Origin of the sequence: Paenibacillus cineris, from assembly GCF_018333335.1 — a bacterium.
GTDB lineage: Bacteria > Bacillota > Bacilli > Paenibacillales > Paenibacillaceae > Paenibacillus_AQ > Paenibacillus_AQ favisporus.
The window spans coordinates 463,162-489,749 of the sequence record NZ_BORU01000005.1 but is presented as its reverse complement, the minus strand read 5'-3'; the positions used below and the strand labels follow the sequence as shown (position 1 = coordinate 489,749).

Genomic DNA, 26,588 nt, shown 5'->3' with positions numbered 1-26,588 from the left:
TCCGTCATTAAGGCGCGGCCGACCGGGCCTGCGCGTCCTGCAGCTTCTGTGCGACGCCTTCTACGGAGCCGCCCATCATGATTTCCTGGAGGCCGTTATTAATGACCTCGGCCGCTTCCGCCGACAAATAAGCATCATAGACCGGCGTGACTTCGGTCGATTTGACGAGGTTGAAGGCTTTATAGTAGAGGGAAGTTACCTTAGACTTGTCGATATCGGTGTCGTACATCACCATGGAGTTGCTCTCGGCGATCGCTTTCTGGGCATCCGGCCCGCTGACCGCATAAATCAGCTCCAGCGCCAATTCCCTTGCTTTGCCTTCCGTCCGGCTGCTGAGCGCAAGTCCGCCGCCGGCACCGCCGGAAATCGTGCCTGGCTTCCCTTTCCCTCCGGGGATTGGCGGCAGCACAGTCACCTCGATATCCTTCATCTGGTCTTCCGTAGAGGATGCCGCCAGGTTCGTGAGCGTCCAGGCGCCGCTGATCATCATCGCCGCGTTCCCCTGTATGAAATACTGCTCAGCCTGCGTATTGTCGATGCTGTTGGCGCCGTCCTGGAACGCCTTGTGATCCACCAGCTCCTTAAAATGACCTAGCGCCTGGATGAATTCCGGATCAGTGAATTTGGCCCCTTTCTGCGCAGCGGCGTTCTTGAACCATTCCGTTCCCGTTACCCGGTCGGCGAGCGAACCGAGAATCGTGGACTGCGCTACCCACGGAGCTTTGTTGCCCAGCGCAATCGGGGTGATGCCTTTGGCATTGAATGCGCTGACGGCCGTCATCATCTCATCCCACGTGGTCGGGACTTTCACGTTGTTTTTTTCGAACAAGGCCTTGTTATAGTACAGGATTGAGGTGGCCGACATGCCCAGCGGAGCCGAATAGATCTGACCTTGCTCGAACTCATACGGTTCAAAAGCGCCTGGCAGGAACTTGTCCTTCCAATCCGAATGCGCGTCAAGCACCTCCGTAATCGGCTGAAGTAGCTTGGCCTGATACAGCTCGGAGGACTGGCTGCCCGCGTAGACGAAAAATACGTCCGGCATTTCATTCGCCGCGGCAACCGTGCTCAGTCGCTGGCGGTAACCGTCAGGCGGGATGGCCTGGGCGTCGAGTTCTACCTCCGGATGGTCTTTGGCAAACTGCTCGATGAAGCTCCGGACCGATTTGGCCCGCAAATCATCCCCTGCAAAATTGTGCCAGATCGTCAGTTTCACTTTCTCCTGACCGTCCGCGCTTCCCTCTGCCTGCTTTCCGCTCTCCCCACTGCCGCAGGCGGCAAGGAGCATCGTCATGAGCAGCAGAACAATGCCTAATTTACGTGTAGTTTTCATGGTCATCCCCCTCTGATATAAATCTGAAGTTCAATCAGCCTTGCGATGATTAGCCCAAGTATAAAAGAGGATGAACGTCTCCCACAGGGGATAGAATTCAGTCAAGGGAGGGACAAACTTCAGCACTTGCCCGATATTCCGAAGGGGTCAGACCGGTGAATTTCTTGAACAGACGATTAAAATACTTCAGGTCTTCGTAACCGATCTCGCCGGCGACCTCGCTGATTTTGGCCGGCGTTTCCCGCAGGAGCCTCATCGCCTTGCGAAGTTTCGCCTGCGTGACGTATTCGAGATAGTTGCGGCCGGTCTCCCGCTTGAACAGCTCGCTGAAATAGTTCGGGTTCATATGGACGTGCTTCGCCACCTGCTGCAGCGACAGGCTTTGGTCCAAGTGGTCGTGAATGTACGCAATGGCCCGTTCTACCGGACTGGACGCCGATACCATCCCGCTGTACTGCTGCATGATCTGTTTCAATTCATGAACCATGATTCGTTCTGGCCACTTGGCCAGCTCGTAGATATCGAATGGAGTCCCGGAAGGAAGCGGACTGGAGTAACCGATCGAAGCGGCGGCCCGCTCCAGCCACCGACGGGCCGAGACAAGAATGGAATGGAGGTAAGCCTGCATCGATCCTGGTGTAGCCTCGGGGTCCAGTATGATCCGTTCAAGCAAATCCGTAATCCAGGACTGCAGGCGGGACGTGTCGCCCGCCCGGAGCAGGGCAAACAGCTCGGATTCTTCCTCCACCGTGCATACCGTCCGGATGCCCCGGCGGGAGGCTACCTCTTCATACCGAATGCGCCGTTCTGCACGCAGCAGCCATGCATAGGAGCCGGCCTCCGCTGCGGCAGCTAAGGCGCCGGGCAGATCCTGAAGCTGGGTGAACGGCAGCCCGACGGCAGCCGTGACCCGGCAGCCCAGCTCAGCCTCCACATGGCCCAGCACCGGCCTCATGCGGCTCCAGTCGTCCTCGCCCCGGCTTTTTACCAGAAGAAGCAGTGCACCGTTCCATTCGAGCCATGCGCATGGCAATCGTTCGGCCAGCCGGCTGCCGAGGATGCGGTATACATCGCCGTCCGGGCGGCCGCCCCTCTCCCCCGAGCCGGAGGAATGGACCGACAGCAGCCAAATCCGGAGCACCGTGAACCCGTCAGCATCGGGCCGAAGGTCGGGGAACCGGTCCCAAAACTCGGCTTCGGTTCGGGCATCGGGTGCGGATCCCGAAGCCAACAGTCTCCTCAAGAACCCGCGGTTCACGATCGTCTGCTGGACCCTGCCGCCCTCCTCGTTCCGCCGGCGAACCTCCAGCCGCTCCCTGGCCTTGGCCGCGGACTGGATGATTTCCCCCGGTCTGCTCGTCTTCAGCAAATAGTCGCTGACTCCTTCGCGCATCGCCTGCTGGGCATAGGCAAACTCGTCGAATCCGGAAATGATGATGATTTCGGTATCCGGGAACTGCTTTTTCACCTCCCGGGCCATATCGATACCGCTGAGCCCCGTCATCCGGATATCGGTAAAAATAATTTCGGGCTGCTCATCCGGAATCCGCTGCAGCGCTTCTTCGGCGGAAGCGGCCGGCTCCAGCACCGTAAAACCGTTCTCCTCCCAATTGACCACCGTGCTTAGCCCGTCTCGAATAATCACTTCGTCATCAACGATCATAACCTTCATCTTCGTTCTCCCCTTTGCTTGATTGTTCTCGAGTCCACTCCTTTGCCTCCTGCACGATCGGGATCCTGAATGTAATCCGCGTGCCCGCTCCTTCCGCACTCTCCACCTGAAGTCCGGCATCCCTGCCGTAATGCAGCGCCAGCCGCTTGTTGACGTTGCGCAGCCCGTAGCTCCCGCGGGCGTCAGGCTCCTGCCCGTAGGCCGCCGGATGCTCCGCCAGCCGGTTCCGGAGCCACTGAAGCCTCTCTTCGGGCATTCCGATCCCGTCGTCCTCAACGGCGAAATCGAGGAACCCCCCGCTGCGCTCCACCGCGATCCGGATCATGCCCCGCCCTTCTCGGCCGAGCAGGCCGTGAAGGATCGCATTCTCCACCAGCGGCTGAAGCAGCAGCTTAAGCATCGTTAAATGGTGCAAACTCTCAGCCGCATCGACCCGAAAATCGAATTTGTCGGGATACCGGATCGACTGGATATTCATGTAATGGCGGACATGCGTGATCTCCTGCAGCACCGTGCAGTATTCCTGGCCGGCATTTAAGCTGAACCGCAGAAAATCGCTCAGCGAGCCGACCATCTCGGCGATCTTGGCACCGTCCTGATTCATCAGCGCCAGCCATTGCACCGAGGAGAGGGTGTTATACAAAAAATGCGGGTTAATCTGCACCTGCAGCGCATGCATATCGGCTTCCTTCTTTAGAGATTCATTGCGCTTGACCTCATCGGTGAGCTTCACAATCCGCGAAGTAAGCCGGTTATAGCTGATGATCAGCTGACCTACCTCGTCTATCGTTTTGACCGGCAGTGCAGGCAGAGGTTCTTCCGGCCTGGCGTTTCTGAGGAATTTGGTGAGTGCGGAGAGCGGGTTAGTTATTTTTTGAATCAGAAAAAGAACCAGAATGATGACAAACAGGATCGCAGCGGTGACAGCGACAGCCGTAAGCCTTAGAAAATACTGGTTTTGCGAGCTGTATTCCGCAGCCGGTATGATCCCGACAAGCTTCCAGCCCACGCTGGACATCTTTTTATACAAAATCGTCTTCTTGCCGCTCCCCTGACCGTAGACCAAATCCCCGCTCTGTCCCTCAAAAGGGCCGATCGAAGGATAATAAGCGTCCAGCGCAAGATTCGTTTCCATATCCGGGGGGCCTGCGAGAATCCGGTTATTCTCGTCCAGCAGCAGCACGAAGCCCGTTTTTTCCAATGCCACCTGCCGGACCTGGCTGGCGATGACCCCCTGATCCAGATTGATCTGCAGGTTTCCGATCGGCTTGTATTTATCGGTGCTGCGGATCAGTCTTGCCAGCGTGATCATCTTCCTCACCCCTTCAAAGGTCCACTGCCGGTGGACCGAAGACCACCACTTGGGATGCTCGGCATAATAATCAGGATCCCTCTCCGTGACATCCTGGAACTCCGACCGCACCAGCGACTTGTAGGAGATCGAGTCCTTGGCCCCAAGCGGCTCGACGATGATGTTCGCGATATAATCTTTGGAAAAGGCGAGGCTTGTCAGAAAGTTGATGACGGCGGTCTGCTGCACGTAATTGCTTTCCGAGCTTTTTAAATAGGACTGCACGCCTTCGTTGCCGATCAGAAAAAGCGACATGTTCTCAACGTCCTTGACCATCGTCTCCAGATAGACATCCAGCTGCCTGAGATTGTTCATCCCGGAGGTTTTGGCCTTTTCCTCGGTCAGGCTCTCGGCCATTTTGTAGGAGAAAATGCCGAGGAACAGCAGCGGAACCAGCGCGGCCAGAATGGTGAGCAGAGACAACTTATGCTTCAAGGATGTTCCGAACCAATGCTGCATATGATCCCTCCTGCGTCGGTTTATGAAATAGTTATGTAATATTATATAACATTGAAAACGCTTGCCAATAAACCAATTGGCTTTATTGCAGAGATTCATGTTAGGTTTATTCACTATCTTAGAAGATCACTAGGTCTTAAGTAAATGGTTAAAAAGTCGCAGTTGAATCCGTTTTGCCTCTAAAAACTCGTCGGTTGAGGGAGTATTTTACGCGTCAGAGCCTGCGCCCAGGGGAGCGCCGCAGCTAGCTATGATCCGATCCTGTTACGCTGGCAGCCTCGTTTTCCTGTTTGCAAAATAAAACGGGGAAAGAGCATCGCTCTCTCCCCGTTTCTATTTCTATACATCCGGCTCAGCCGGCCTCCAATCGGCCCCTGCATCCCGGGCTACTCTTCATCGGCCGCCTGTCTTGCATGATTGTACAGCTGTTCATAGTATCCGTGCATGGCCAGCAGTTCGTCATGGGTGCCTTCCTCAATCGCCCGGCCGTCTTTCATGACCAGAATGCGGTCGGCGTGCATGACCGTGGACAGCCGGTGGGCGATCACCAGTGTCGTCCGCCCGGTAGACACGTTCGCCAGCGCGCTTTGCACCAGCTGCTCCGTATGCGAATCCAGGTTGGCGGTCGCCTCATCCAGGATGAGGATCCGCGGCTCAAAGACCATGATCCGCGCGAAGGAGATCAGCTGCCGCTCCCCGGCTGACAGGCCGCTGCCCCGCTCCGATAGGAGTGTGTCGTATCCGCCGGACATCCGCATGATCATGTCGTGCGCGCCGACGAACCGGCAGGCATCCATCACCTTTTCACGGGAGATGTCCTCCTGAAACAGCCGGACGTTATCGAGGACGGTTCCCGCGAACAGATAGGGCTCCTGCTGGATCAGTCCGACGAGACGGTGGAGCTGCTGCTGCGGAATATCGCGGATATCCGCCCCGTCGATTTTGATGCTGCCGGAATTAACGTCATAGAACCGGTTCAAGAGGCTGATCATCGTGCTCTTTCCCGCTCCCGTCGTGCCGACGATGCCGACCATCTCCCCGGGCTTCAAATGGAGGTCGAGATGGGGAATGACCGGCTTGGATTCCGAATAGCCGAAAGAAATGTGATTGAAGTCGACCCGGCCGCGGGCTTCGGACAAGCGCAGACGGCACGTTTTGTCAGGCTCCGGATCCTTCACTTCCGGCTCGGTGCTGAATATTTTCCAGATCCGGTCCATCGATACGGTCGTCGACTGGAACGTGTTCCACTGCATCGTGATCTGGTTGATCGGCTGGAAAAACTGCCGGATGTAGCTCGTAAACGCGTACAGAACGCCGACGGCCATATGCTCATGGAATACCGCCAGTCCGCCCAGCCAGACAACCGTGACGAGGGCGACGTTGCCCAGAATGTCGAAGGTCCGGTTAAACAGCACGTTGGCGCGGACCTCCCTCATGTTCGCTTCCCAGTAGCTCTGGTTATTTTCGTTAAAACGCCGGGTCTGCTCCTCTTCCTGGCGGAACGCCTGAATCAGCCCCATCCCGGACAAATTCTCCGCAATGAATCCGATTAACCGCGACAAGCGGCTCCGGGTTACCTGGTACGCCTGGCGCAGATAGCGGCGGAACAGGAAGGCCACGAGGCCGATGACGGGCAGGACGATCATCGAATACCAGGCCAGCGTCGTATCGAGCTGAAACATAAAGACAATGATCAGTACGAGCGTCATGCCGTCGCGGATCAAGCTGAGCAGCACCTGCGTGAAAAACTGGCTGATCGTCTCCGTGTCGCTGGAGACATTGGTCACCAGACTGCCGCGGTGCACGCGGTCGAAATAGGACATCGACAGCTTGGAAATATGCTGGAACAAATCCTTCCGTATCCGTGCCACGATGCTTTGACCCGCGTACTGCAGCAGGTTATTCTGCAAATACGTGAATAAGAAGCTGACGATCGAAATGCCGAGATAAATGCCGGCGATCGTAGCGATATAACCCATGTCCCTGCCGCCGACAGCCAAATGATCGTCGATCACGATCTTGACCAGATACGGCTGCAGCAGATCGGCGGAAATGCCGAGGATCGCACAGACAAACACGCCGGCAAAAGCCCACTTGTGCGGTTTGCCGTAAGCCAGTATCGCCCTGAAGGCTTCAAATGATTTTTTCTTGTCCGCTGCATCCTTTGCTTGCGTTGCCTTGAGGGCAGCGGCTGAAGAATTAGGCATGCTGCAGTCCCTCCTGTTGAATCCGGTATAAAGATGCATATGGCTCGTCCGGACAGGCCATCAATTCCTCATGGCTGCCCCGCTGGACAATGCGGCCTTGATCCAGCACGATGATTTCATCGGCATGCTGGACGCTGCTGATCCGGTGCGCGATAATGAGCGTCGATTTGCCGCTTCGCTCCCGGATCAAATTGCCGAGGATGCCCGATTCCGTCATCGCGTCGACGGCGCTCATACTGTCGTCGAGAATCAGGAGCTCGGGCTTTTTCATCAGCCCTCTCGCCAGACTCGCGCGCTGCCTTTGACCGCCGGACAGCGTAAGACCCCGCTCGCCGAGCCGGGTCTCAAATCCCGCTTCAAAGGAGTTGACGCTTTCCAGCAGCAGAGCCTGGGCCGCTGCCTCGCGGATTTGCTCGATGCTGGCGGAGCGGTCGCTGAAGGCGATATTGTCGGCGATATCCGTGCTGAACAAAAACCCGTCCTGCGGCACATAGCCGATCTTGCGGCGCAGCGACTCCAGGGTCACACGGGTAATATCCTGGCCGTTCACCTTAATGCTGCCGGCCGGAGGCTCATAAATGCGCAGAAGCAGCTTTGCCAGCGTCGATTTGCCGCTGCCGGTGCGGCCGATGAGCCCGACGGTGCGGCCTTCCGGAATGGTGAAGCTGACGTCCTTAAGCGCTTGTTCTGACGTCCCCGGATAAGAGAACGTCAAGTTGTCCACGGCGATATCCCCGATGCGGGCAAGGTCCGAAGCGTCGTCCTTGTCCCTCACGCTCGGCACCCGGGCCAGCAGCCGGTTGACGCGTTCCAGGGATGCTCCCGAGCGCTGCATCATGTTAATCACGTTGCCGATCTGCTGGAGCGGTCCCGTCAGCATCCGGAGGTAGAAGGTCAGCGCAACGAAGCTTCCAAGGGTCATCCGGCCCTGAATCGTCATATATCCGCCGACCAGCAGCGAGACGACCAGGGATAACGCCCCCAAGAACGGAAGCAGCGCCTGGAACAAGGATGACATCCTCACCAGATGCAGCTGCGCGCTGCGCACCCCGTCGACCGTCTCGTCAAACCGGCGCTGCGCCGTCTCCTCGATGGCGAACGTCTTCGTGACGCGGATGCCCCCGATTTGCTCATCGGCGGATTCCGTCATCGTGGCCAACCCTTCCTGCACATCCATCGACCGGTTCCGGATACGGGGACCGAAATAAATGACCAGAAACGGAATGGCGACCAGCGGGCACACGCTGACCAGAATCAGAGTTACCGGTATACCTGTAACCAGCATCATGACAACACAGGAGATGACCATGAACACAGCGTTGGTCGTCTGCGTGACTCCGAATGAAATCGCTTCCCGAACCGAAGTCACGTCGTTCATGACATAGCTGAGCAGCTTGCCGGTCCCCTGTTTGGAAAAAAAGTCCTCACTGAGGCGGGAAAACTGGGCAAAGATCTGGCCCCTTGTCAAAAACTCGAACCGCCGGCCGAGACGCATAATGGTAAACTGCCCTAAGCCGAACAGCACGCCATAGGACACGGCGATCCCCAGCAGGATCAGGCTGTAGCGGATGATGTCCTCGCGACCGATCGAACGTTCCTTCAGTCCATCCGTCACCTTACCGAGAATCTGAGGCAGCAGCGCCTGATCCACGTTGGACAGGATGATCAGGATGACGGCGGTCAGGTAGAGAAGCGCGTTTTTCTTCAAATAATTGGTGAGCAGTTCGAAGCTTTTCAAGAGTTCCATTCCCTCCTTTGGTTTCAACTGAATTGATATTTCATCATTACCCGCTTCCGACCCATCCATTAAAATATACCACAGAAAAAAAAGATTGGGCTTTTCCCAACCTGGCAGAGCAGCGAAAAAACCGTGTCCTGGAACGGATAAATTTTTTTTGGAGTCTTACTTCTGCCTGCAAAAAACCGGCCGTCCATTAATTTTGCCGCACTGGATAAATGTCCACGATCCGCAGCTCTCTCCGGCATAAGATGACAGTATGCGAAATTGCTATCAGCAAAGGAGGAGGACCGCTTGAAGATTCGTAAAGCGATCATTCCGGCAGCCGGTTACGGAACGCGGTTTCTTCCCGCCACCAAAGCAATGCCCAAAGAGATGCTGCCGATTATCGATAAGCCCACCATCCAGTTTATTATCGAAGAAGCCGCGGCTTCCGGGATTGAGGAAATTTTGATCGTGACCGGCAAAGGCAAAAAGGTGATCGAGGATCACTTCGACTCGGCGCTGGAGCTCGAATATTATTTGGAGCAAAAAGGCAAGTTCGAGGAACTCCGCAAAATCCGGGAATTTACCGGCATTGTCGATATCCACTATATCCGCCAATCAGAGCGTAAAGGTCTGGGGCACGCCATCGGGGTAGGGCGCAAGTTTATCGGAAACGAGCCCTTTGCCGTCCTGCTTGGAGACACGTTTTTTGACGCTGATCCGCCGTCGCTAAAACAGCTTATGGATGGGTATGACCGGCTGCAGACGTCCATCGTAGGCGTGCAGAGCGTGGCGGCTGACAAGGTATCGAGCTACGGCATCGTCGACGCCAAACCGCTGGTCGATTCGTTTGCGTATGTGAACCGGTTGGTGGAAAAACCCGCGGTCGATGCCTCTCCTTCGAGGCTGGCCATGGTAGGCCGTTACATTTTGACTGCATCCATTTTCGATATCCTGGAAAACCAATCCCCGGGAGTCGGCGGCGAAATCCAGCTGACGGACGCATTGAATCAATTACTTGTCAAAGAAGCGATTTATACCTGCGAGATTAAAGGCCGCTGGCATGACGTCGGTGATCCGCTGGGTTATGTGAAGGCCATTTTGGCACTGACGAAGCAAAGAGCGCAGCTGAAGCAGCACCTGCAGGAAGAAATGAGCGAGCTGTTAAAAGAGGACCCGCAATCACCGGATTCCGGTTCCGGTGACCCTGCGCCGTAAGCCCATGCTTCATCCGCCTGCCTTCTCGTGATGCAGGTATGTAACGGAAAACCAATTCTAAAGAGAGGTGTCCCTGCAAATGATTGAATTGGCTTTAGCTTTTACGGATAAGGACGGAAGCTATTCCGAGCACGCTGCCGCCGCGTTGGCTTCGGTGTTCCGTAATACTTCCTCCGAGCTTCAGGTTCACATCCTCCATGACGATTCGCTCCTGGAAGAAAACAGGAACAAGCTCGCCCAGCTGGCGGCGGATTTCAAGCATCCGATCCACTTCTATCCTGTGACCCTGCCGGTCGAGATGATGGACGTTCTCTCGGGAACCGGCTCCATCGACCGATGGACATGGGGCAGTCTTTATCGGCTGCTGCTGCCAGCCGTGGTACCTGCTGAACGGGTAATCTATCTCGACTGCGACGTGATGGTCAATATGGACATCACCGAGCTGTGGGAGATCAACCTGAACGGGGGCTACCTTGGGGCTATCCACGACCAAGGCATCCACGGCATCGCAGAAGTTGTGGCCGTCCAGGGTTTAAACCCCGAAACCTATTTTAACTCCGGGGTCCTTTTATTTGACCTCAATGCCATTCGGCAGCACGTGACGTGGTTTGAAGAAATGCTGAACTTTTTCCGCGCCTTTCCCGGCACCTCGATGCCGGATCAGGACTGCCTGAACCATGTATTCGGGGGAAACTGCCTGCTGCTGGACCAACGGTTCAACTGGTTTTACGTCCCGGGTGCAGAAATGGACCTCCAGCAGAAAATCGTTCACTTTGCCGGTGACATGAAGTGCTGGGACCCGCTTTCCCCAGGATATGTCCTCTATCAGGATAATCTGAGATTAACGCCATGGAGCAAGGAGCCGGTACTCCCGGCGCCCATCAAAAGAAGCACGGACAGAAAAGCCCGGCATCTGCTTATGAAACGCAAAACCCGCAAACACTCGCCTAGAAAACCATCCTCCCGCCACCGAAGCGAAAGGGAACAGAGTGAAAGGGTCGTCATGAGGAAGCGGAGAAAAGCCTCCCGACACTCCAGGTACTCCCGGCACAAATCTGCAACCGGCAGCGGCAGCAAGTCCCGCATCCTTACGATGCGCCGCAGCTCCCGCAGAAAGCATGCCATGTACATTCAGGGCTTCAGCAGCGGCATCTATTTGTAACGGCCGTCTCAAGAAAAATGCAAACAACCTCCGCCCTTCCGGCGGAGGTTGTGCTTTATTCTTCAATGTAAGTGTTGTTTCCAGCGCCCCATCCGGCCAGCATATAGACGATCGCCACGATCAGCAGGACCGAGGTCGCGGTCGTCCAGCTGCCGCTCAGGTCATGGACAAGTCCAATCAGCAGAGGTCCGACAGCGGCCAGCAGGTACCCGACCGACTGGGCCATACCGGACAATTCCGCAGCCTGTTCGGTCCGGCGGGTGCGGAGCATGAAGAACATCGTTACGAGGCCGAAGGCCGCACCGGTGCCGATTCCGACCAATACGACCGCGACCGGAACAATCGCATTCCATCCGCTAAGCAGCAGTACAAAGCCCAGAACAAAGCAGAGGAACGTCCCGACGACCAGGCCGCGCTGATTCTGAAAGCGTCCCGCCAGAATCGGCACGAAGAACGTGACCGGCACGCTGAAAAACTGCATCAGCGACAGCATCCAGCCTGCCGTCGATCCGCTCATGCCCCGATCGGTCAAAATTTCAGGCAGCCAGGACACGACCGAGTAAAATACGAAGGATTGCAAACCCATAACAATCGTGACCTGCCACGCCAGTTTCGAGCGCCAGATGCTGCTTTTCGACGAAATCCGCACCCCGCCGGTCCGATGCCGGTACCGGAGCTGCGGCAGCCAGACGATGAGGGCGATCAACGACAGGATTCCCCAGATGAGCAGGGATCCCCGCCAGCCGGAAGCGAGATGATTCGACACCGGGAGGCTGACGCCGGAGGCGATAGCCGCAAAGATGTTCATCGAAACGGAATAGATTCCCGTCATGACACCCACCCGCAGCGGAAAATCCCGCTTAATCAGGCTCGGCAGCAGCACATTGCTGACCGCGATGCCGAGGCCGAGCAGAATCGTGCCGGCAAATAAAGCGGCGACCGAAGGAACGAACCGCAGGGCAATGCCCAGCGTTACAGCGGCCACGCCGCTAAACAGCGTCTTCTCCATGCCCCATCTCCGGGCCAGCTTCGGAGCAATCGGGGAGACGACGGCAAAGGCTAGCAGCGGGAACGTCGTCAGCAGCCCCGCAAGGGTATGCGACATTCCCGTATCGAGCCGGATCGTTTCAATGAGCGGCCCCACCGAAGTGATCGGCGCCCGCAGCGTCGTCGCGATCAGGATAATTCCAAGAACCAGCAGCAGCGCCTTCATCCCTGTGGAAACCTGGGGATTCTCCGCCGGCTGCGTAGATATTTCGTATGTTTTATTCATGATGTTCTGTATTTCCTCCTTCAGACAAATCAAGCAAGGCATCTTGGGATGCCTGGATATAAGACCGGACAATTTCACCCGCCTCCGCCGCGTCCCGGCGGATGATGGCTTCAAGCAGACGCTCATTGAGCCGGCCGTGCACAAGCACCAGATCCCAGCTCAGGCTGCCCAGCGAGAGGGAACTCGTCACGGATTCGCTAATGCTGTCATACAATTCGCTGAGCAGCCGGTTATACGCAGCGGCGATCACCTGCTTGTGAAAGGCCAAATCGGCGATGAGGTAAGCTTCTATATCTCCGGACTGTTCTGCGGCGCTGCAGGCCGCAAGCGTAAGCCGGATCTGCTTGATATCATCCGCCGTGCTCCGCTGGGCGGCGAGCCGGGCGGCCTCCTGCTCCAGCGCAGCGCGAACCTCCAGCGTCTCGCTCAGCTTGGAGCGCTCCATCCGCCGCTGAAGGACGGGACCGAGGCTGCTCGACGCGACGACGTATGTCCCGTCCCCCTGCCGTGTGCGGAGCAGTCCCGCATGAATCAGGGCACGGATCGCTTCACGGATCGTGTTTCGGCTGACGCCCAGCTTCTCCACCAGCTCCGGTTCCGGAGGAATGCGTTCCCCAACGGGCCACTGCCCTTCTTCAATCAGCTTCTCCAGCTGGGATGCGACCTGCTCGACAAGCGTTGAACGCGTTGGACGCTGCAAGTTCATTTGAATACCTCCAAACATAGGATGTTTGGTTCATTGTAGCATGAACTTCGGTTTCCTGCACATTTTTTTCGTTTTTGCACCATCTTCGGCCCTGAAACGCAGCAACGGCAGCCTTCACTCGGAAGGCTGCCGATCTGGTGCAGCCGGGCTCTGTTAGAGCATGCTGCCTTATGCTTGAAGTTCCTTCTGCTGCCGTACTTTCTCCCGGCTGCGGTGTGCCCCGGGCAGGACATAGATCACGAAGTGGTAGATTTCAACCATCGCAATCGCCGCAACAGCGTCCCAGAGGACATGCTGTTTCACGAACTGTGTCGAAGCGATGATGAGAATCGACATCGTGCTGACGAGAATCATGATCACGCGGCTCCGGGACTTGCTTGTCAGAAAGAGTCTCATAACCATGTAACTCGAGAAGCAGTGAATGCTCGGAAAACAGTTGTAGGGCTGATCCCGTTTATAAATAAATCGGACAAGCTCACTGAACGGATCGCTGCCGGTCACGACCGGCCTTGGCACCGTCGTTTGAAACACAAGATAAATGCCGTAGCATGTCATTGCGCATACCGTGTACAGTATAATGCCCCGATAATACAAATTCCGGTCCTTAAAGAAAAGGTAGACCAGGCAGGCATAGATATAGAAGATCCATACGCCGTAAGGGAGCGCAAAATATTTTATAAATGGAATAGCCAGATCCGCTTGCGTGACAAGGGAATACACGCGGTCATTCGGGTGGTTCACCAGCTGGTAAATCGACCCCAGAACGGGAAAAACGAGCATCAGTACTAATGGGGCGAGAGGACGCAGCCTCTGCATCATTGCATTTACCTTCGTCACCATATCAAACCTTTCTCTGCCGGTTGCAAAAGATGTTAAGGGATTCCTTCGAGAACCGCTGCCTTATTGTACTGCTAGAACCGGTTTCCATCAACCATATTTATGTATGAAGCCTTTTCCAGTTTCTTTTTCATTTCCCCACAGTCTCCTCACCGAAGGATGACGGCTATGTTAACGAAAACTGAAACAGATCCTGCAGTACGACAGCGGCCGCACCGATTAATTTGCCGTCATCGCCAAGCGAAGACTGCCCAACAACCAAATCGTCCTTCAAAATACGCATGGCATACCTTGAAATATGCTCCTCAACCTTATGGAGCAGAATAGGATTGTCCTGAGCCACGTTCCCGCCTAACACGATCGCTCCCGGATTAAACAGGTTCACCAGGTTGACGATGCCTGCGCCCAGATGCTCGGCGATCTCCTCGGTGATGTCCATGGCCAGCCGATCCTCTCTGGACAGTGCCTCTTTATACACCGCAGGCTCGATCCGGCTGAAGTCGCCGCCTGTTAAATCGTGGATAAGCGTCTGCCGGCCCGAGGCCATCGCCGCCATCATTCGGGAGTGCACGGCAGGCCAGCTTACCGAGTTCTCCAGGCAGCCGACGTTTCCGCATTCGCAGCGGATTCCGCTCCGGTTGACGCTCGTATGGCCGAATTCGCCCGCTCCCCCCAGCTTTCCCCGGAGGATCATGTCGTTGACAAGGATGCCCGCCCCAATCCCATTGCCGACCATAATATAGATCAGATTGGCAAAAGAGCTGTAGCTCCCGAACCGCCGTTCCGCAAGCACGAGCGAGTTGGTATCGTTCTCGACCCAGGTTTTAATCCCATAGCGGCTTTCCACGAGTTGCTTGACCGGAACGTCATTCAGGCGGAGCTTGGAATTATAGTAGACGACCCCCTGCTCAACATTAACCACGCCCGGTGTCGTGACGGCTATGCCGATGCAAGCGTCCAGGCTGCCGGTTTCGGTGACGAAGCGGTCGATCATGCCGAGCATCAGCTCGATGACGCCTTCTCCCTGCCGCGTTCCGACAGGGGCGGATTCTTTGCGCAGGATGTTCGCCTCCAGGTTTAATTGGGCAACCTCGATGACCGTGTTTGAGATCGATGCGGCAAACAAAAAATGGTTATCCGGCGCAAATCGCAGCAAAATGGGCTTGCGCCCGCCGCTGGACTCTCCTCTGCCGATTTCAGTCACATAGCCTTCCCGGATCAGCTCCTGAACCGCCGCAGCCACGGTGGAGGGGCTAATCCGGTTTCCTTTGGCCAGCTCGATCCGGGAGATCGGGCCGTCCAGACGGATTTTATTTAAAATGATCGACCGGTTCAGCTCCTGAATCAGTTTCCAATCGCCTTTTCTCATCGTTTTCAACCATCTTCCCCTTTCTTCGGCAAAATGCATCAATATATTCCATCTTATTCCATATTTGCAGTAAAATATAGTTCCCAATGCTCCATTCCATGTAACATATTCCAATAACCAAAATATGCGGAAACCGATACTTTCCACTTGAAATCTTCGTTTTCCTGCCTTCCAAAAGTTTTTATGCAAATATTTATCAAACTATTGAAAATAAGAATCACCAAATATATAATCTTACGCAAATAGATGCCATTCTTTTCCTGATACCTCACATTGAATGGTCAGTTGGCATCTACTTATTTTGATTATTGGAATAAGTATGGCGATGGATTTTCGCAAGATAAGGGGGGAGAATTCGTACATCATTGGAACTGCGGCAGATCAAGAATGAGTGCAAGAACCATATTTAGAGGAGGTTATTGGAATGGCTAGAAAAATGTCGATCATCCTCGTGTTCCTGTTTCTGTTCACTGCTGTAATGACGGGCTGCGGCGGCTCTTCCGGAGAAGCCGGCGGCAAAAAAGTAATCAACGTGGCTCTATGGGATGAGAACGTGAAGGACACCGTCAACAAATCGATTGAGCTGTACAAGAAAAACCACCCCGACGTGGAAGTCAAAGTAACTTACACCCCTTGGGCCGACTACTGGACCAAATTGAAAACAAGTCTCGCCGGCAATAGTGGGCCCGATGTCTTCTGGATGAACGGCCCCAACTTCTACGCTTATGCCTCCAAAGGCTGGATCAAGGATCTGCAGCCGCTTATTGATGAAAGCAAGCTCGATACCTCCGTTTACACTGACGCCCTCGTCAATCTGTACACCTACAACGATCATCTTTATGGACTTCCTTATTTCCTCGATGCGGTTGGACTCTACTACAATAAAGAACTTTTCGACAAAGCCGGCGTGTCTTACCCGGACGGCAGCTGGACCTGGGATACGATCGAGCAGAATGCCGCCAAGCTGACGGACAAGCAGAACGGTGTGTACGGCTACACCGCTTTGATTGACAGCCAGTCCGGATATTACGATCTGATCCACCAGGCCGGCGGCTACATCATCTCCGAAGATAAAACGAAATCCGGCTTCGATTCGCCCGAAGCGCTGTCCGCTTTTCAATGGGAGAAAAAGCTGATGGACCAGGGCTATTCCCCGAACGCCCAGCAGCAGCTTGAGACCAAGCCGCTCCAGCTGTTCGGATCCGGCAAAGCCGCCATGTTCCCCGCCATTTCCGTCAGCGCGCCCGAGCTGTACAAATTGCTGGGAGACAAGCTAGGGGTTGCCCCGCTGCCCGCAGGCAAGCAGAAAGCGACGATCGTTCACGGCCTGAGCTGGGCGATGAACGAAAAAACGAAGCATCAGCAGGAAGCATGGGATCTGATCCAGGTGCTTTCCGGCAAAGAAGGCGAGCAGTACCTGGCCGAATCGGGCTTCAGCATTCCCGCTTATAAAGGAACGGAGGAAGGCTGGCTGAAGTCGATCCCTTCCCTTGACCTGAAGGTATTCGTAGATAGTCTGGACTTTGCTGTGCCGTATCCGGTGTCCGAGCGGACGGCCGAGTGGCAGGACGTGGAGACCAAGGAGCTTCAGGACGCCTACCTCGGGAAAAAGTCGTTTGAGGAAGCACTGAAAACGATAGCCGATAAAATGAACGAGATTCTCGCGGAAGAGAAGAAGGATTAAAGAAGAGTCTACGCTTGTATCCACTTAACTTCGAGAGAAAGGATGGTGCTGCCGGTGAATACGCCGCTGGCCGTCAAGTCGAAAGACCCGAACCTGCCTGCAGCCCGGAAGCGGAAAACTTCCAAGCTGGCCATCCAGGAGGCGGTCTGGGGGTACGTATTTATCCTCCCCGTCGCACTGGGTCTGGCCCTCTTTTATATGGTGCCTTCCGCCGCTTCCCTGATTCTGTCCTTTACGAACTGGGACGGCATGTCCGCTCCGGCGTTCAACGGGATCGACAATTTTACCCAGCTGATGCAGGACGAGAAGTTTACGCATTCCCTCCTGAATACGCTGCTCTATACCGTTGCGACCGTCCCGCTGTCCATCGTCTTTGCCACGCTGCTCGCCGTGCTGCTCAATCAGCATATCAAAGGGATGGTCGTGTACCGCACGTTCTATTTCATCCCGGTCATCACCATGCCGATCGCGGTCGGCATGGTGTGGAAATGGCTGTATAACTCCGAGTTCGGCCTGATCAATTACGTGCTCGGGGCGATGCATCTGCCCCAGCCGAACTGGCTGTTCGACGAAAAGTTTGCGCTCATGTCGATCGTCATTGTCAGCGTCTGGACCAGCGTCGGTTACAACGCCGTCATCCTGCTGTCGGGGCTGCAGGGAATTCCGTCGAGCTATTACGAAGCAGCGTCGCTGGACGGCGCCGGCACGGTCTACCGCTTTTTCCGGATAACGCTGCCGCTGCTGACGCCGAGCTTGTTTTTCGTGCTCGTCATGTCCTTCATCAACTCTTTCCAGGTATTCGACCTCGTCTTCATCATGATGGGACAGCAAACCTCCCTGCTCGATTCCACGCGCACCGTCGTGTACAGCATTTGGGAGGACGGCTTCAAGTACTTCAACATGGGCTACGCTTCGGCGGAGGCGTTCATCCTGTTTATCGTCATCCTGATCATCACCGCGTTTCAGATGTATTTCCAAAAACGCTGGGTTCATTATCAATAACCTTCATGAGGAGGAGAGGCTGTCATGATAACCCGAACTTCCGACCGCGGAAGACGGCTGGCCGTTCATATTCTGCTGATCGCGGGAGCCGTCCTGATGGTGACCCCTTTTGTCTGGATGCTGTCCACATCGTTTAAGTCCTTTGCGGACTCCATGAAGGTGCCCCCTACGCTGCTGCCGTCGGAATGGCATTTTGAAAATTACGCCAAGGTGCTGACCACCATCGATTTCGGCACTTACTACCTCAATACGATTCTGGTGACGCTAGGCCGGACAGCCGGACAGCTGCTGCTGTGTTCCCTGGCCGCATACTCCTTCGCCTGCCTGAAATTCCCGGGGAAAAACGTCATTTTTCTCGCCCTGCTGGCCGTGCTCATGGTGCCATCCCAGGTCGTCATGATCCCGAGCTTTGTCATCATGCGGCAGCTGAACTGGCTGGATACCTTCTATGTCCTGATTATCCCCGGCATCTTCAGCGCATTCGGCACCTTTTTGCTGAGGCAATTTTTCATGACGCTGCCGAAGGATCTGGAGGAGGCGGCCAAAATCGACGGCTGCAGCTATTTCCGGATTTATTGGAACATCTACCTGCCGCTGTCCAAATCCGCTCTCGTCTCTTTGGCCATTTTTACGATTCTGGCGGCATGGAACGACCTGCTGTGGCCGCTCATCATGACCAGCTCGGAGGATATGCGCGTGCTGTCGATCGGCATCTCCTCCTTCCAGGGGCAGCATTCGACCGATTATCCGCTGCTGATGGCGGGTGCCGTAATGGCTACGCTGCCGATCATCATCCTGTTCATTTTCCTGCAGCGCTATTTTATAGAAGGAATTGCTATGAATGGCATCAAAGGATAAGGAAACGAATAGACCTTTTACAAGTGTAACCGGTCCATCATAAAAGGAGCTGAAAACCGTTATGATTCACGTACTCGTTATAGGCGCAGGGGCGATGGGGAGCACCCATGCCGCAGCCTATGCCGATATGCCGAATGCGCACTTGGCCGGTATCGTCGACACCGACGCCGGCAAGGGAGCGCGGGTTGCCGAGGCATGCGGCACTTCCTCGTTCACTTCCTACGCGGAGGCGATGGAAGCGCTTGACCGCGTCGATGTCGTCGATGTTTGCCTGCCGACGCCGCTCCACAAGAAGTTTGTTCTTCAAGCGGCCGACGACGGCAAGCACGTCATCTGCGAGAAACCGCTGGCGCGAAGTCTGGCCGACGCCAGGGAAATGATCGACCACTGCCGTTCGCATGGCGTCCGGCTGTTTGTCGGGCATGTTCTCCGCTTCTTCCACGAATATGCGCATGCCAAGCAGCTGCTGGATGATGGCGTCATCGGCAAGCCGGCCGTCATCCGCGCGGGCCGCGGTGGAGGGTATCCGATCGGCTGGCAGCATTGGTACAGCGATTTCGGCGCCAGCGGCGGCATTACGCTGGACGCCATGATCCACGATTTCGATTTTCTTCGCTGGTGCTTCGGCGAAGTGGAACGTGTGTATGCCAAGGGGCTCCATGGGAGAGTTCACGCCCAGCTGGACTATTCGCTCGTGACCCTCCGCTTTCAAAGCGGCGCCATCGCCCACGTCGAGGGAACCTGGTCGCATGAAGGCTTCTCCATGAACCTGGAGATGGCCGGCACGCAGGGGATCATCGGCTATGACAGCGCCCGGGATCAGCCGCTGCTGTCTTTTCAGCGCGGCGGTCATGCAGGCGGAGGCGGCGGCGTCCCCGTTCCGGAAAGCCCGGTCGAGGAAAACCCGTATTTCCAGGAGCTTCGCCATTTCCTGAATTGCATCGAGCAGGATGAAGAGCCGATCGTAACCGCGGAAGACGCCTATAAGGCGCTTCAGATTGCGCTCTCGGCACTGAAATCGATGGAGACCGGGCGGCCGGTTCATCTGGGGACCGGTTCAGCCGACCCGAGCAGCAAAGGAGTGATCGGTTCATGAAAATCGGCATCGCCAGTTTTGCTCATATGCACGCTTACAGTTATGCGAAAGCGCTGATCCAATTGGAAGGAGTGGAGCTCGCCGGCATTTACGATCCCGATGAGCAGCGGGGCCAAAAGTTCGCCGGCATCCTTGGCACCAGCTATTACGGCGATTATGCGGAGCTTCTGTCGCAAGGCCTCAGCGGGATCATCGTTACGTCGGAGAACGCAAACCATAAGGAGCATGTCCTTGCGGCCGCCAAGGCGGGAGTTCATGTGCTGTGCGAAAAGCCCATATCGACCAATGCCGCGGACGCCCGGGACATGATCGAAGCCTGCAAAGCCGCCGGCGTCATGCTGCAGACGGCCTTCCCGGTCCGCTACAATCGGTCCGTCATCCGGGCCAAGCAAATGATCGATGAAGGCAAGCTCGGCCGGATCCTCGCCATGAAGGGGACCAACCGCGGGCAAAATCCGGGCGGATGGTTTGTCGACCCCGCCCTGTCCGGCGGCGGAGCGGTCATTGACCACACCGTTCATGTCGCCGATATTATGCGCTGGTTCACCGGCGCGGAGGTCAAAGAGGTGTACGCGGAAATCGGGCAGCTCATGTCCGCTGCCCCCATCGATGACTGCGGAATTCTGTCGATCGAATTTGACAACGGCGTCTTTGCCACGCTGGACTGCAGCTGGTCCAGGAATCCTTCCTTCCCGACCTGGGGCGACGTGACGCTGGAAATCGTCGGGACGGCCGGCACCCTGACGATCGACGCCTTCGGACAGAAGCTGAACGTATTCAGCGAGGAGCACGGTTACCGGCACCATTTCTGGGGCGACGATATGGACTACGGCCTGGTCCGGGATTTTGTAGCCTCGATCGCGGAAGGCAAGACCGAGGCGAACGTGACAGGCGTCGACGGGCTCAAGGCGCTCGAAGTGGCCCTGGCTGCATACCGCTCAGCGGAGCGATTGGCCGCCGTTTCGCCTGCAGAGCTCTGAACCTAAACCTGACAAAGGGGTGTATGAAGCGATGCTGAAGTCGATAAATCAATGGGGATTTCCGGAGGGAACCCCGCTCGAGACGATATTTCTTCATGCGGAGCAGGCGGGTTACGATGCCGTCGAGCTGAACCTGTATCCGTCCGGCGGAACCGGGCTGACCATGGACACCACCGCCCAGGAGGCGGAGGCCGTACTGGCCCTGGCTTCCCGTCACAGCATTCAGCTGCGCAGTCTGTCGACCGGCATGCTGTGGAAATCCCCTCTGTCCGCGGCGGATCCGGATGTCCGCGCCGGCGGACGGGAGATCGTCACCCGGCAGCTGGAGCTTGCATCCCTGCTCGGGATGGACACCGTGCTGGTCGTTCCCGGGGCGGTGACGCCTTCCGTCACCTATGAGGAATGTTATAGCCGCAGCCAGGAAGAACTGCGGGAACTCATTCCGCTGGCCGAACAGCACGGCGTTCATATCGGCATCGAGAACGTCTGGAACAAATTTCTGCTCTCCCCGATGGAGATGGCCCGGTATATCGACGAGCTCGATTCGCCCTGGGCCGGAGCCTATTTTGACATCGGAAACGTCCTCCTCTTCGGCTATCCTGAGCATTGGATCCGGACGCTGGGCGAGCGGATCCGCAAAGTCCACGTGAAGGACTTTAATCCGGCAGCCGGACCGAACGGCTTCGTCCCGCTGCTGTCGGGCAGCGTCAACTGGAACGAAGTGCGGCGGGCGTTGAACGAGATCGGCTACACGGATACCGTCACGGCCGAGCTCACTCCGTACAGTTCCGACCCTTACCAGATGGTATATGATACTTCCGCACAGCTGGATATTATTACGGGTCGTTGAAGGCACAATGCTGACCACCTTCAGCCGAAAGTTAATCGCTTGTAGCAATCCCAAGCATTCAGCTTCGCTGAATAAGCTGATCAATCAGTCAACCTTAAAGGGCTGTCTCGCCGGCAGAGTCATTCTGCCGGAAGACAGCCCTTTTTTTCCTAGATCAAAGCTTATTTCGGTATGAATACATATAAATGCATGTTCAAAAAGGTCGGTTTTCAGCACCGAGAAGATTGGATGAAGCTAGGGGCTGAGGAGCAGAGCGTACGTAGTGGGTACGTGAGCACCGGAAGACCCGGCTGAATTCAAGATTCGATGCCGAATCAGCTTCCCGATTTACTTCGTGCTAGATATAGAATTTATTCGTTATCAGCAGAGCTGATGAAATTCGATATCGCAAGAAAACCAACATTTTAATCGCGGTCACTCATCCCTGATTGGCCTCGATTGGTTTTCTTATCAAAAGCGGACTTTTTGAACAACCTCTAGAAGGCCCTATTTCTTCAGGCGCCGGTTGCTGATCCACAGCGGAATGCGGAACAGCAGGTTCATCAGGAGGACGACGATGACCAGCACCGCGGCCGACTTGTCGGCGATCTGGCGGGCATCCTCCACAATCGCTTCCGACTGCACGTACCAGAGGTGTACCGCCAGCGTCTCACCCGGTGAGAACAGATTGAAGTCCCACATCTCCCCGGAGGTGCTGAGCCCAGCGGTCAGGAGGATGACGGCCGATTCCCCGAAGGCCCGGCCCGCTACGAGGCAGATGCCCGTCACTATCCCCTGCATGGCCATCGGGATAACGACGGTCCGGATGCATTGAAATTTGGTCATCCCGAGGGCATAGGATGCGTTCTTTACGTCATTTTGCACCGCGCGCACCGCTTCCTCCGTCACCCGGGCCAGCATCGGCAGGTTGAGGAAGGCCAGGGAAACCGCTCCGCCGAGAATGGTCAGGCCAATTTGAAAATACTCGGCAAAAATGGCCAAGCCCAGCATCCCGAATACGATCGACGGGACGGAGGAGAGGCTCTCGACGCAAATCCGCAGCACCTCTGTAAATTTATTCGGCGGGGCGTACTCCGCCATGTAGATCCCTGCTCCGACCCCAATCGGAACAGAAATAAGCAGCGACAGAATCAAAATATAAAACGAGTTGAACAGCACCGGCCCGATGCCGCCGCCGGGGTCCATGTCCTCGGGCAGCTTCATCAAAAACTCGAGGCTCAGCCCGGGCAGCCCTTTGCCCAGGATGGTCAGCAGCAGCCAGAAGATCAGCAGCAGAACCAGGATGCCGAGCCCGTAGAACCCGTACGTTGCCAGCCGGTCGTACACAAGCGATCTTTGCATTTTGCGGGTGCGCGTCCATTCGCTCATGCCTGCTCCCTCCCTTTGCGTCCCAAATAGCGGATAAACAAAATCAGGACAAACGAGATGATGAGCAGCAGGAAGGCCATCATGTGCAGCGCGTAATTCCAGGTGGAGTCAAACTCCACGTTGGAAATCTGCATCACGATGTTGCTGGTCAGCACTGAAGCCGGCGTAAACAGGGACTTGGCGAGCTGCGCCGTGTTGCCGATGACCATCACCACCGCCATCGTCTCCCCGATCGCCCGGGTCATTCCCATAATCACCGCCGCAATGATGCCTCTGCCGGCGGCGGGAAGGACAACCCGCATCATGACCTGCAGGCGCGTGGAGCCCATGGCATACGCAGCTTCGCGGTATTTTTTCGGCACGGCGGAAATCGCGTCGTCGCTGATCCGGCAAATCGTCGGCAGCACCATCAGGGCGAGCACGAGGGCCGCCGCCAGCAGCCCGTCGCCCAGATTCTCCCCGCTCAGCCGGCGCAAAAACGGAATCAGCACCGTCAGGCCGAGGTAACCGTAGACAATGGAAGGAACCCCGACCAGCAGGTCCAGAATCGGCCGCATGGCGTTTTTCAGCCAGCGGGGCGCGATTTCGGCGATCAGCACCGCCAGCCCGATGGATACCGGCACGGCCAGCGCAAGCGTAAGCGCCGTCAGGGACAGGGTGTTGATGATAAACGCGGCTGCACCGTAATGCTCCTCCTCCGGAGTCCAGTTAAAGGAAAGGAAGAAATCCGCAAAAGAGATGTCGCGGAAGGTCAGAAGCGCGGTTTTGCCGATAAAAAAGATCACCAGGCCCAGCACCAGGCACAGCGCCAATATGCTGAACCAGAAATAATACGTAAACAGGCGGTTGGTGAAACGGACCCTGGCGCTGCGGCTGAACCTGCGACGCTTCGCGGGCGGGGTCAGCACCTGACGTTCCTCGGGCACGTACTGCTGCACGGGGGTGCTCAAACTGGCTCTCCTCCTATAAAGCGGCCAGCCCCATCGTTATTTGAGGGCTGGCCGCGATCATGAATATGGCTTGGCTTGGATTGACTCAATCCACTTGCCTTAACGCATGGCGGAAATCGGAATGAATTTCAGTTTTTTCAGGGAACCCTGCTGGAATTTCGCGCTTTGAACATACTCGATAAACGCTTTGGTAGCGCCGGTTGGCTGGCCTTTGGTCATGTAATATCCGTATGCCCAAATTTTGTAGCTGCCGTTGATGACGTTATCCGTCGTCGGCTGCACGCCGTTATAGCTCAGCGCCTTGATGTCGCTGTTTACGTACACCAGGTCGATGTATCCGATGGCGTTCGGCGTTGTGGCTACGGCGGTTTTCATGTCGCCGCTGGAGCCGACTTCCTTGTAGTTTTTGGCCTTTTTGACGATGTCGCCGCCAGCCAGCGCTTTGGCCTGATAGTTGACGCGGGTGCCGGAGCCGAAGGCGCGCGTGATGACGACGATGTCCGCGTTGTCACCGCCGACTTCTTTCCAGTTCGTGATTTTGCCGGAGAAAATCCCTTTCAGCTGTTCGGTGGTCAGGTTGTTCACCTTCACGTTTTTGTTGGTGACTGTCGCAAAAGGAATGACGGCCACCTTGTTCGCTACCTGGCCTTCAAAGGCCTTGAAGCCCGGTACGTCCATGCTGGCGTCCCAGTCGCACGCCCCGATGTCGGCAATGCCCTTCTTCACAGCCTGCGGCCCGGTTACCGAACCTTTGCCGGAAGCGGAAATTCTGACTTTCGGATTGATTTTCTGAAATTCCTTGGCTGCCTGAAGCGTGAGCGGAAGCAGGGCAGTAGACCCGTTAATCGTAATTTTGCCGGAGATGCCGGAGGCGGCGCTAGCGGAGCCGACCAGGGTGGTTACCGCTACCAGGGAAGTGACGGCAGCCAGCGTTAATTTTTTGAACAGTTTCATCGTTTATTCTCCTTTTCGGTTAAGAACCGCTATTATTTGGTAAGCTGAATGGTCTTTCCGCCTGTTATGACTACAATCCTGCCGTCTTCGATCAGGGCGATCCGGCTGCCGTCCGCAGACACCGCCAGCTCGCTGACGGTTCCGGACGTGCTGTAAAGCTCCGCCTGGCTGCCGCTGTCGATCTTCAGCACTTTCGTGCTGCCGTCGGCAGCGATGCCCGCTGCAGCAAGCGTCCCGGATGGCCCGGCAGCGATGACCGTCACATCGATGATGCTTGACAGGTCCTGGACACTGCTGCCTGGGCCGATCACCTTGATGACGTCCTTGGCAGTGACGCTATCCGGATCGGCGCTCAAATACGCCGCTTTGCCGCCATCCAGTGCGACAGGATACAATTTATTGTCTTTACCCGTTGTTAGCTGAACCGGTTTAGCTTCTTTATTCGTGAGGTCCAGGGAATACAGCTGCTGGCCCGCGCCCGAATAGTCGATGCTGAGCGATTCTTCCGTGCTGTCCTTATCGCTGCTGGCCACGCCGGTCACATTGACGATATAGACCAATCGTTTGCCGTCCGCGGACAGGCTGACATCGGATTTGTTCTCCACTTTGTCGGCCAGCACTTCGGTCACCTTGCCGTCGCCGACATTCATGTAAGATATTTTTTCCTGCTTGTCGCCCTGGATGAAATAAATCCGGCTGTTATCCGCCGACCAGGTCAAATCTGTCTTGACGGAAGTGTCGGAGCCAAGTTTTTGCGACAGCCCGCTGGCAAGGTTCATCAGGTAGAGCTGGCCGGCGTTATCGGTATAAGCTCCCCACTGCCCGTTCGGGGACACCGCCAATTCCGCAGCATATTCGTCCGTCGAGATCACCGTGCTGCCATAGCTTGCCGGGTCCAGTTTAACGATTTGGGCGGACTCCGCGTCGTCACGGCTGGCAATGATTTGCCCTTGGGCGTTCCAGCGTACCGAAGAATAGCTTCCTTCCGGCCTTTGAACCGTCAATACCTGCTGCGTCTGCCCGCTGCCCGCGATCCATTCCCCGCCCAGTGCTTCCACGAGCGATTGAAGCTCTACATAGGTTTTGCCATCTTGAAGCAGAGGAGCGTTCGTAAAGGCTGCGGCCTCTCCATTCACCTTATAGGACTTTGCTCCCGCCTGCAGCTGAACGACGCGTGAACCGGTCGCATCCTTTATCGTGACGATCCCTTTGGCGGCGCTTGCGCTTGCCCCGAAAGCCTTGACGATGTCTGACACGGCTACCAGGTACGCCTGGCTGAGCTGGACCGCATTGACGGAGACGCTCGCGCCGTTCACGCTGAGTTCCACCTTGGCCGCTTTCAGTTTTGACGACGTCATCTTTGCAGCCTGACCCGCAGATGATGATTTTGCAGCGGAAGCAGCTTCTGCCGTTCCTCCGGCCAGTACGGAAGTTACAACCGCAGAGGCCATCAGTACCTGAAACATTTTATTTTTCTTCAACATCGGCTCACCCTTCTTCTATTAGCATAAGTGCTATAGACCTATTTTCTACTAG

The 26,588-nt window shown here is 56.0% G+C and carries 21 protein-coding genes; 8 read left to right on the top strand and 13 right to left on the bottom strand.

Translation table 11 applies throughout. The annotated features are described in order from the left end of the window. Nucleotides 1-7: 7 nt before the first annotated feature. The 5 genes from KI379_RS31630 to KI379_RS31610 form a co-directional block, all read right to left on the bottom strand. On the bottom strand, nucleotides 8-1,333 hold the full coding sequence (locus KI379_RS31630; RefSeq protein ID WP_163881438.1) for an extracellular solute-binding protein: 1,326 nt from the start codon (nucleotides 1,331-1,333) through the stop codon (nucleotides 8-10). Nucleotides 1,334-1,430: 97 nt separating this feature from the next. After that, entirely contained in the window at nucleotides 1,431-3,005 is a 1,575-nt protein-coding gene (locus KI379_RS31625) for a response regulator transcription factor (RefSeq protein ID WP_212986019.1), read from the bottom strand. Then, complete coding sequence (locus tag KI379_RS31620) at nucleotides 2,986-4,815, bottom strand: sensor histidine kinase (protein ID WP_212986018.1); 1,830 nt, start codon at nucleotides 4,813-4,815, stop codon at nucleotides 2,986-2,988. The genes KI379_RS31625 and KI379_RS31620 overlap by 20 nt, the downstream gene beginning before the upstream one ends. A 386-nt stretch (nucleotides 4,816-5,201) precedes the next feature. Beyond that, nucleotides 5,202-7,022 carry an ABC transporter ATP-binding protein gene (locus tag KI379_RS31615; protein ID WP_089548393.1) on the bottom strand — a complete coding sequence of 607 codons (1,821 nt, stop codon included), beginning with the start codon at nucleotides 7,020-7,022 and terminating at the stop codon, nucleotides 5,202-5,204. Further along, nucleotides 7,015-8,769 (bottom strand): ABC transporter ATP-binding protein, encoded by a 1,755-nt coding sequence (locus KI379_RS31610; RefSeq protein WP_244879509.1) that lies wholly within the window; start codon nucleotides 8,767-8,769, stop codon nucleotides 7,015-7,017. Before KI379_RS31610 ends, KI379_RS31615 begins: the two co-directional genes overlap by 8 nt. Nucleotides 8,770-9,054: 285 nt before the next feature. On the opposite strand from KI379_RS31610, the gene galU reads away from it, so the two are divergent. Together galU and KI379_RS31600 are read left to right on the top strand one after the other, a co-directional pair. After that, nucleotides 9,055-9,963 (top strand): UTP--glucose-1-phosphate uridylyltransferase GalU, encoded by a 909-nt coding sequence (gene galU, locus KI379_RS31605; protein WP_076174272.1) that lies wholly within the window; start codon nucleotides 9,055-9,057, stop codon nucleotides 9,961-9,963. A gap of 79 nt (nucleotides 9,964-10,042) precedes the next feature. Next, nucleotides 10,043-11,125 (top strand): glycosyltransferase family 8 protein, encoded by a 1,083-nt coding sequence (locus KI379_RS31600; RefSeq protein WP_116234206.1) that lies wholly within the window; start codon nucleotides 10,043-10,045, stop codon nucleotides 11,123-11,125. 55 nt (nucleotides 11,126-11,180) lie between these two features. Here the strand turns inward: KI379_RS31600 and KI379_RS31595 are convergent, their stop codons facing one another. From KI379_RS31595 to KI379_RS31580, 4 genes are all read right to left on the bottom strand, one after another. After that, nucleotides 11,181-12,398, bottom strand: coding sequence for a CynX/NimT family MFS transporter (locus KI379_RS31595; RefSeq protein WP_212986016.1), 1,218 nt, complete (start codon nucleotides 12,396-12,398; stop codon nucleotides 11,181-11,183). Beyond that, the gene (locus tag KI379_RS31590) at nucleotides 12,391-13,104 is read right to left on the bottom strand and encodes a FadR/GntR family transcriptional regulator (RefSeq protein ID WP_076174266.1); all 714 of its coding nucleotides are present in this window, start codon (nucleotides 13,102-13,104) and stop codon (nucleotides 12,391-12,393) included. The genes KI379_RS31595 and KI379_RS31590 overlap by 8 nt, the downstream gene beginning before the upstream one ends. A gap of 168 nt (nucleotides 13,105-13,272) precedes the next feature. Next, nucleotides 13,273-13,944 (bottom strand): phosphatase PAP2 family protein, encoded by a 672-nt coding sequence (locus KI379_RS31585; RefSeq protein WP_084204113.1) that lies wholly within the window; start codon nucleotides 13,942-13,944, stop codon nucleotides 13,273-13,275. A gap of 163 nt (nucleotides 13,945-14,107) precedes the next feature. Then, entirely contained in the window at nucleotides 14,108-15,310 is a 1,203-nt protein-coding gene (locus KI379_RS31580) for an ROK family transcriptional regulator (protein WP_089550341.1), read from the bottom strand. Between the two features lie 424 nt (nucleotides 15,311-15,734). On the opposite strand from KI379_RS31580, the gene KI379_RS31575 reads away from it, so the two are divergent. The 6 genes from KI379_RS31575 to KI379_RS31550 all read left to right on the top strand — a co-directional run bounded on the left by KI379_RS31575 (nucleotide 15,735) and on the right by KI379_RS31550 (nucleotide 21,780). Beyond that, nucleotides 15,735-16,994 carry an ABC transporter substrate-binding protein gene (locus KI379_RS31575; RefSeq protein ID WP_076174264.1) on the top strand — a complete coding sequence of 420 codons (1,260 nt, stop codon included), beginning with the start codon at nucleotides 15,735-15,737 and terminating at the stop codon, nucleotides 16,992-16,994. A 54-nt stretch (nucleotides 16,995-17,048) separates the two neighbouring features. After that, entirely contained in the window at nucleotides 17,049-17,996 is a 948-nt protein-coding gene (locus tag KI379_RS31570; protein ID WP_076174475.1) for a carbohydrate ABC transporter permease, read from the top strand. A 24-nt stretch (nucleotides 17,997-18,020) separates the two neighbouring features. Next, nucleotides 18,021-18,854: a carbohydrate ABC transporter permease gene (locus KI379_RS31565; RefSeq protein ID WP_076174262.1), complete on the top strand. Its 834-nt coding sequence runs from the start codon at nucleotides 18,021-18,023 to the stop codon at nucleotides 18,852-18,854. A gap of 61 nt (nucleotides 18,855-18,915) precedes the next feature. Beyond that, nucleotides 18,916-19,950, top strand: coding sequence for a Gfo/Idh/MocA family protein (locus tag KI379_RS31560; RefSeq protein ID WP_212986015.1), 1,035 nt, complete (start codon nucleotides 18,916-18,918; stop codon nucleotides 19,948-19,950). Next, nucleotides 19,947-20,930: a Gfo/Idh/MocA family protein gene (locus KI379_RS31555; protein WP_212986014.1), complete on the top strand. Its 984-nt coding sequence runs from the start codon at nucleotides 19,947-19,949 to the stop codon at nucleotides 20,928-20,930. The genes KI379_RS31560 and KI379_RS31555 overlap by 4 nt, the downstream gene beginning before the upstream one ends. Nucleotides 20,931-20,961: 31 nt before the next feature. Beyond that, nucleotides 20,962-21,780, top strand: coding sequence for a sugar phosphate isomerase/epimerase family protein (locus tag KI379_RS31550; RefSeq protein WP_076174256.1), 819 nt, complete (start codon nucleotides 20,962-20,964; stop codon nucleotides 21,778-21,780). Between the two features lie 486 nt (nucleotides 21,781-22,266). Here KI379_RS31550 and pstA read toward each other — a convergent pair whose 3' ends face one another. The 4 genes from pstA to KI379_RS31530 all read right to left on the bottom strand — a co-directional run bounded on the left by pstA (nucleotide 22,267) and on the right by KI379_RS31530 (nucleotide 26,536). Beyond that, nucleotides 22,267-23,148, bottom strand: a complete 882-nt coding sequence (gene pstA / locus KI379_RS31545; protein WP_089548403.1) for a phosphate ABC transporter permease PstA — start codon at nucleotides 23,146-23,148, stop codon at nucleotides 22,267-22,269. Continuing rightward, nucleotides 23,145-24,098 (bottom strand): phosphate ABC transporter permease subunit PstC, encoded by a 954-nt coding sequence (pstC, locus tag KI379_RS31540; RefSeq protein WP_373309636.1) that lies wholly within the window; start codon nucleotides 24,096-24,098, stop codon nucleotides 23,145-23,147. Before pstC ends, pstA begins: the two co-directional genes overlap by 4 nt. 99 nt (nucleotides 24,099-24,197) lie before the next feature. Further along, on the bottom strand, nucleotides 24,198-25,052 hold the full coding sequence (locus KI379_RS31535) for a phosphate ABC transporter substrate-binding protein (protein WP_076174249.1): 855 nt from the start codon (nucleotides 25,050-25,052) through the stop codon (nucleotides 24,198-24,200). Between the two features lie 32 nt (nucleotides 25,053-25,084). Then, entirely contained in the window at nucleotides 25,085-26,536 is a 1,452-nt protein-coding gene (locus KI379_RS31530) for a stalk domain-containing protein (protein WP_212986013.1), read from the bottom strand. Nucleotides 26,537-26,588: the final 52 nt, after the last annotated feature.

What these genes read in the sequence shown, in the direction of transcription:
- KI379_RS31630 (WP_163881438.1), bottom strand. Translation starts at nt 1,333, where the DNA reads ATGAAAACTACACGTAAATTAGGCATTGTTCTGCTGCTCATGACGATG.
- KI379_RS31625 (WP_212986019.1), bottom strand. Translation starts at nt 3,005, where the DNA reads ATGAAGGTTATGATCGTTGATGACGAAGTGATTATTCGAGACGGGCTA.
- KI379_RS31620 (WP_212986018.1), bottom strand. Translation starts at nt 4,815, where the DNA reads ATGCAGCATTGGTTCGGAACATCCTTGAAGCATAAGTTGTCTCTGCTC.
- KI379_RS31615 (WP_089548393.1), bottom strand. Translation starts at nt 7,022, where the DNA reads ATGCCTAATTCTTCAGCCGCTGCCCTCAAGGCAACGCAAGCAAAGGAT.
- KI379_RS31610 (WP_244879509.1), bottom strand. Translation starts at nt 8,769, where the DNA reads ATGGAACTCTTGAAAAGCTTCGAACTGCTCACCAATTATTTGAAGAAA.
- KI379_RS31600 (WP_116234206.1), top strand. Translation starts at nt 10,043, where the DNA reads ATGATTGAATTGGCTTTAGCTTTTACGGATAAGGACGGAAGCTATTCC.
- KI379_RS31595 (WP_212986016.1), bottom strand. Translation starts at nt 12,398, where the DNA reads ATGAATAAAACATACGAAATATCTACGCAGCCGGCGGAGAATCCCCAG.
- KI379_RS31590 (WP_076174266.1), bottom strand. Translation starts at nt 13,104, where the DNA reads ATGAACTTGCAGCGTCCAACGCGTTCAACGCTTGTCGAGCAGGTCGCA.
- KI379_RS31585 (WP_084204113.1), bottom strand. Translation starts at nt 13,944, where the DNA reads ATGGTGACGAAGGTAAATGCAATGATGCAGAGGCTGCGTCCTCTCGCC.
- KI379_RS31580 (WP_089550341.1), bottom strand. Translation starts at nt 15,310, where the DNA reads ATGAGAAAAGGCGATTGGAAACTGATTCAGGAGCTGAACCGGTCGATC.
- KI379_RS31575 (WP_076174264.1), top strand. Translation starts at nt 15,735, where the DNA reads ATGGCTAGAAAAATGTCGATCATCCTCGTGTTCCTGTTTCTGTTCACT.
- KI379_RS31565 (WP_076174262.1), top strand. Translation starts at nt 18,021, where the DNA reads ATGATAACCCGAACTTCCGACCGCGGAAGACGGCTGGCCGTTCATATT.
- KI379_RS31560 (WP_212986015.1), top strand. Translation starts at nt 18,916, where the DNA reads ATGATTCACGTACTCGTTATAGGCGCAGGGGCGATGGGGAGCACCCAT.
- KI379_RS31555 (WP_212986014.1), top strand. Translation starts at nt 19,947, where the DNA reads ATGAAAATCGGCATCGCCAGTTTTGCTCATATGCACGCTTACAGTTAT.
- KI379_RS31550 (WP_076174256.1), top strand. Translation starts at nt 20,962, where the DNA reads ATGCTGAAGTCGATAAATCAATGGGGATTTCCGGAGGGAACCCCGCTC.
- pstA (WP_089548403.1), bottom strand. Translation starts at nt 23,148, where the DNA reads ATGAGCGAATGGACGCGCACCCGCAAAATGCAAAGATCGCTTGTGTAC.
- KI379_RS31535 (WP_076174249.1), bottom strand. Translation starts at nt 25,052, where the DNA reads ATGAAACTGTTCAAAAAATTAACGCTGGCTGCCGTCACTTCCCTGGTA.
- KI379_RS31530 (WP_212986013.1), bottom strand. Translation starts at nt 26,536, where the DNA reads ATGTTGAAGAAAAATAAAATGTTTCAGGTACTGATGGCCTCTGCGGTT.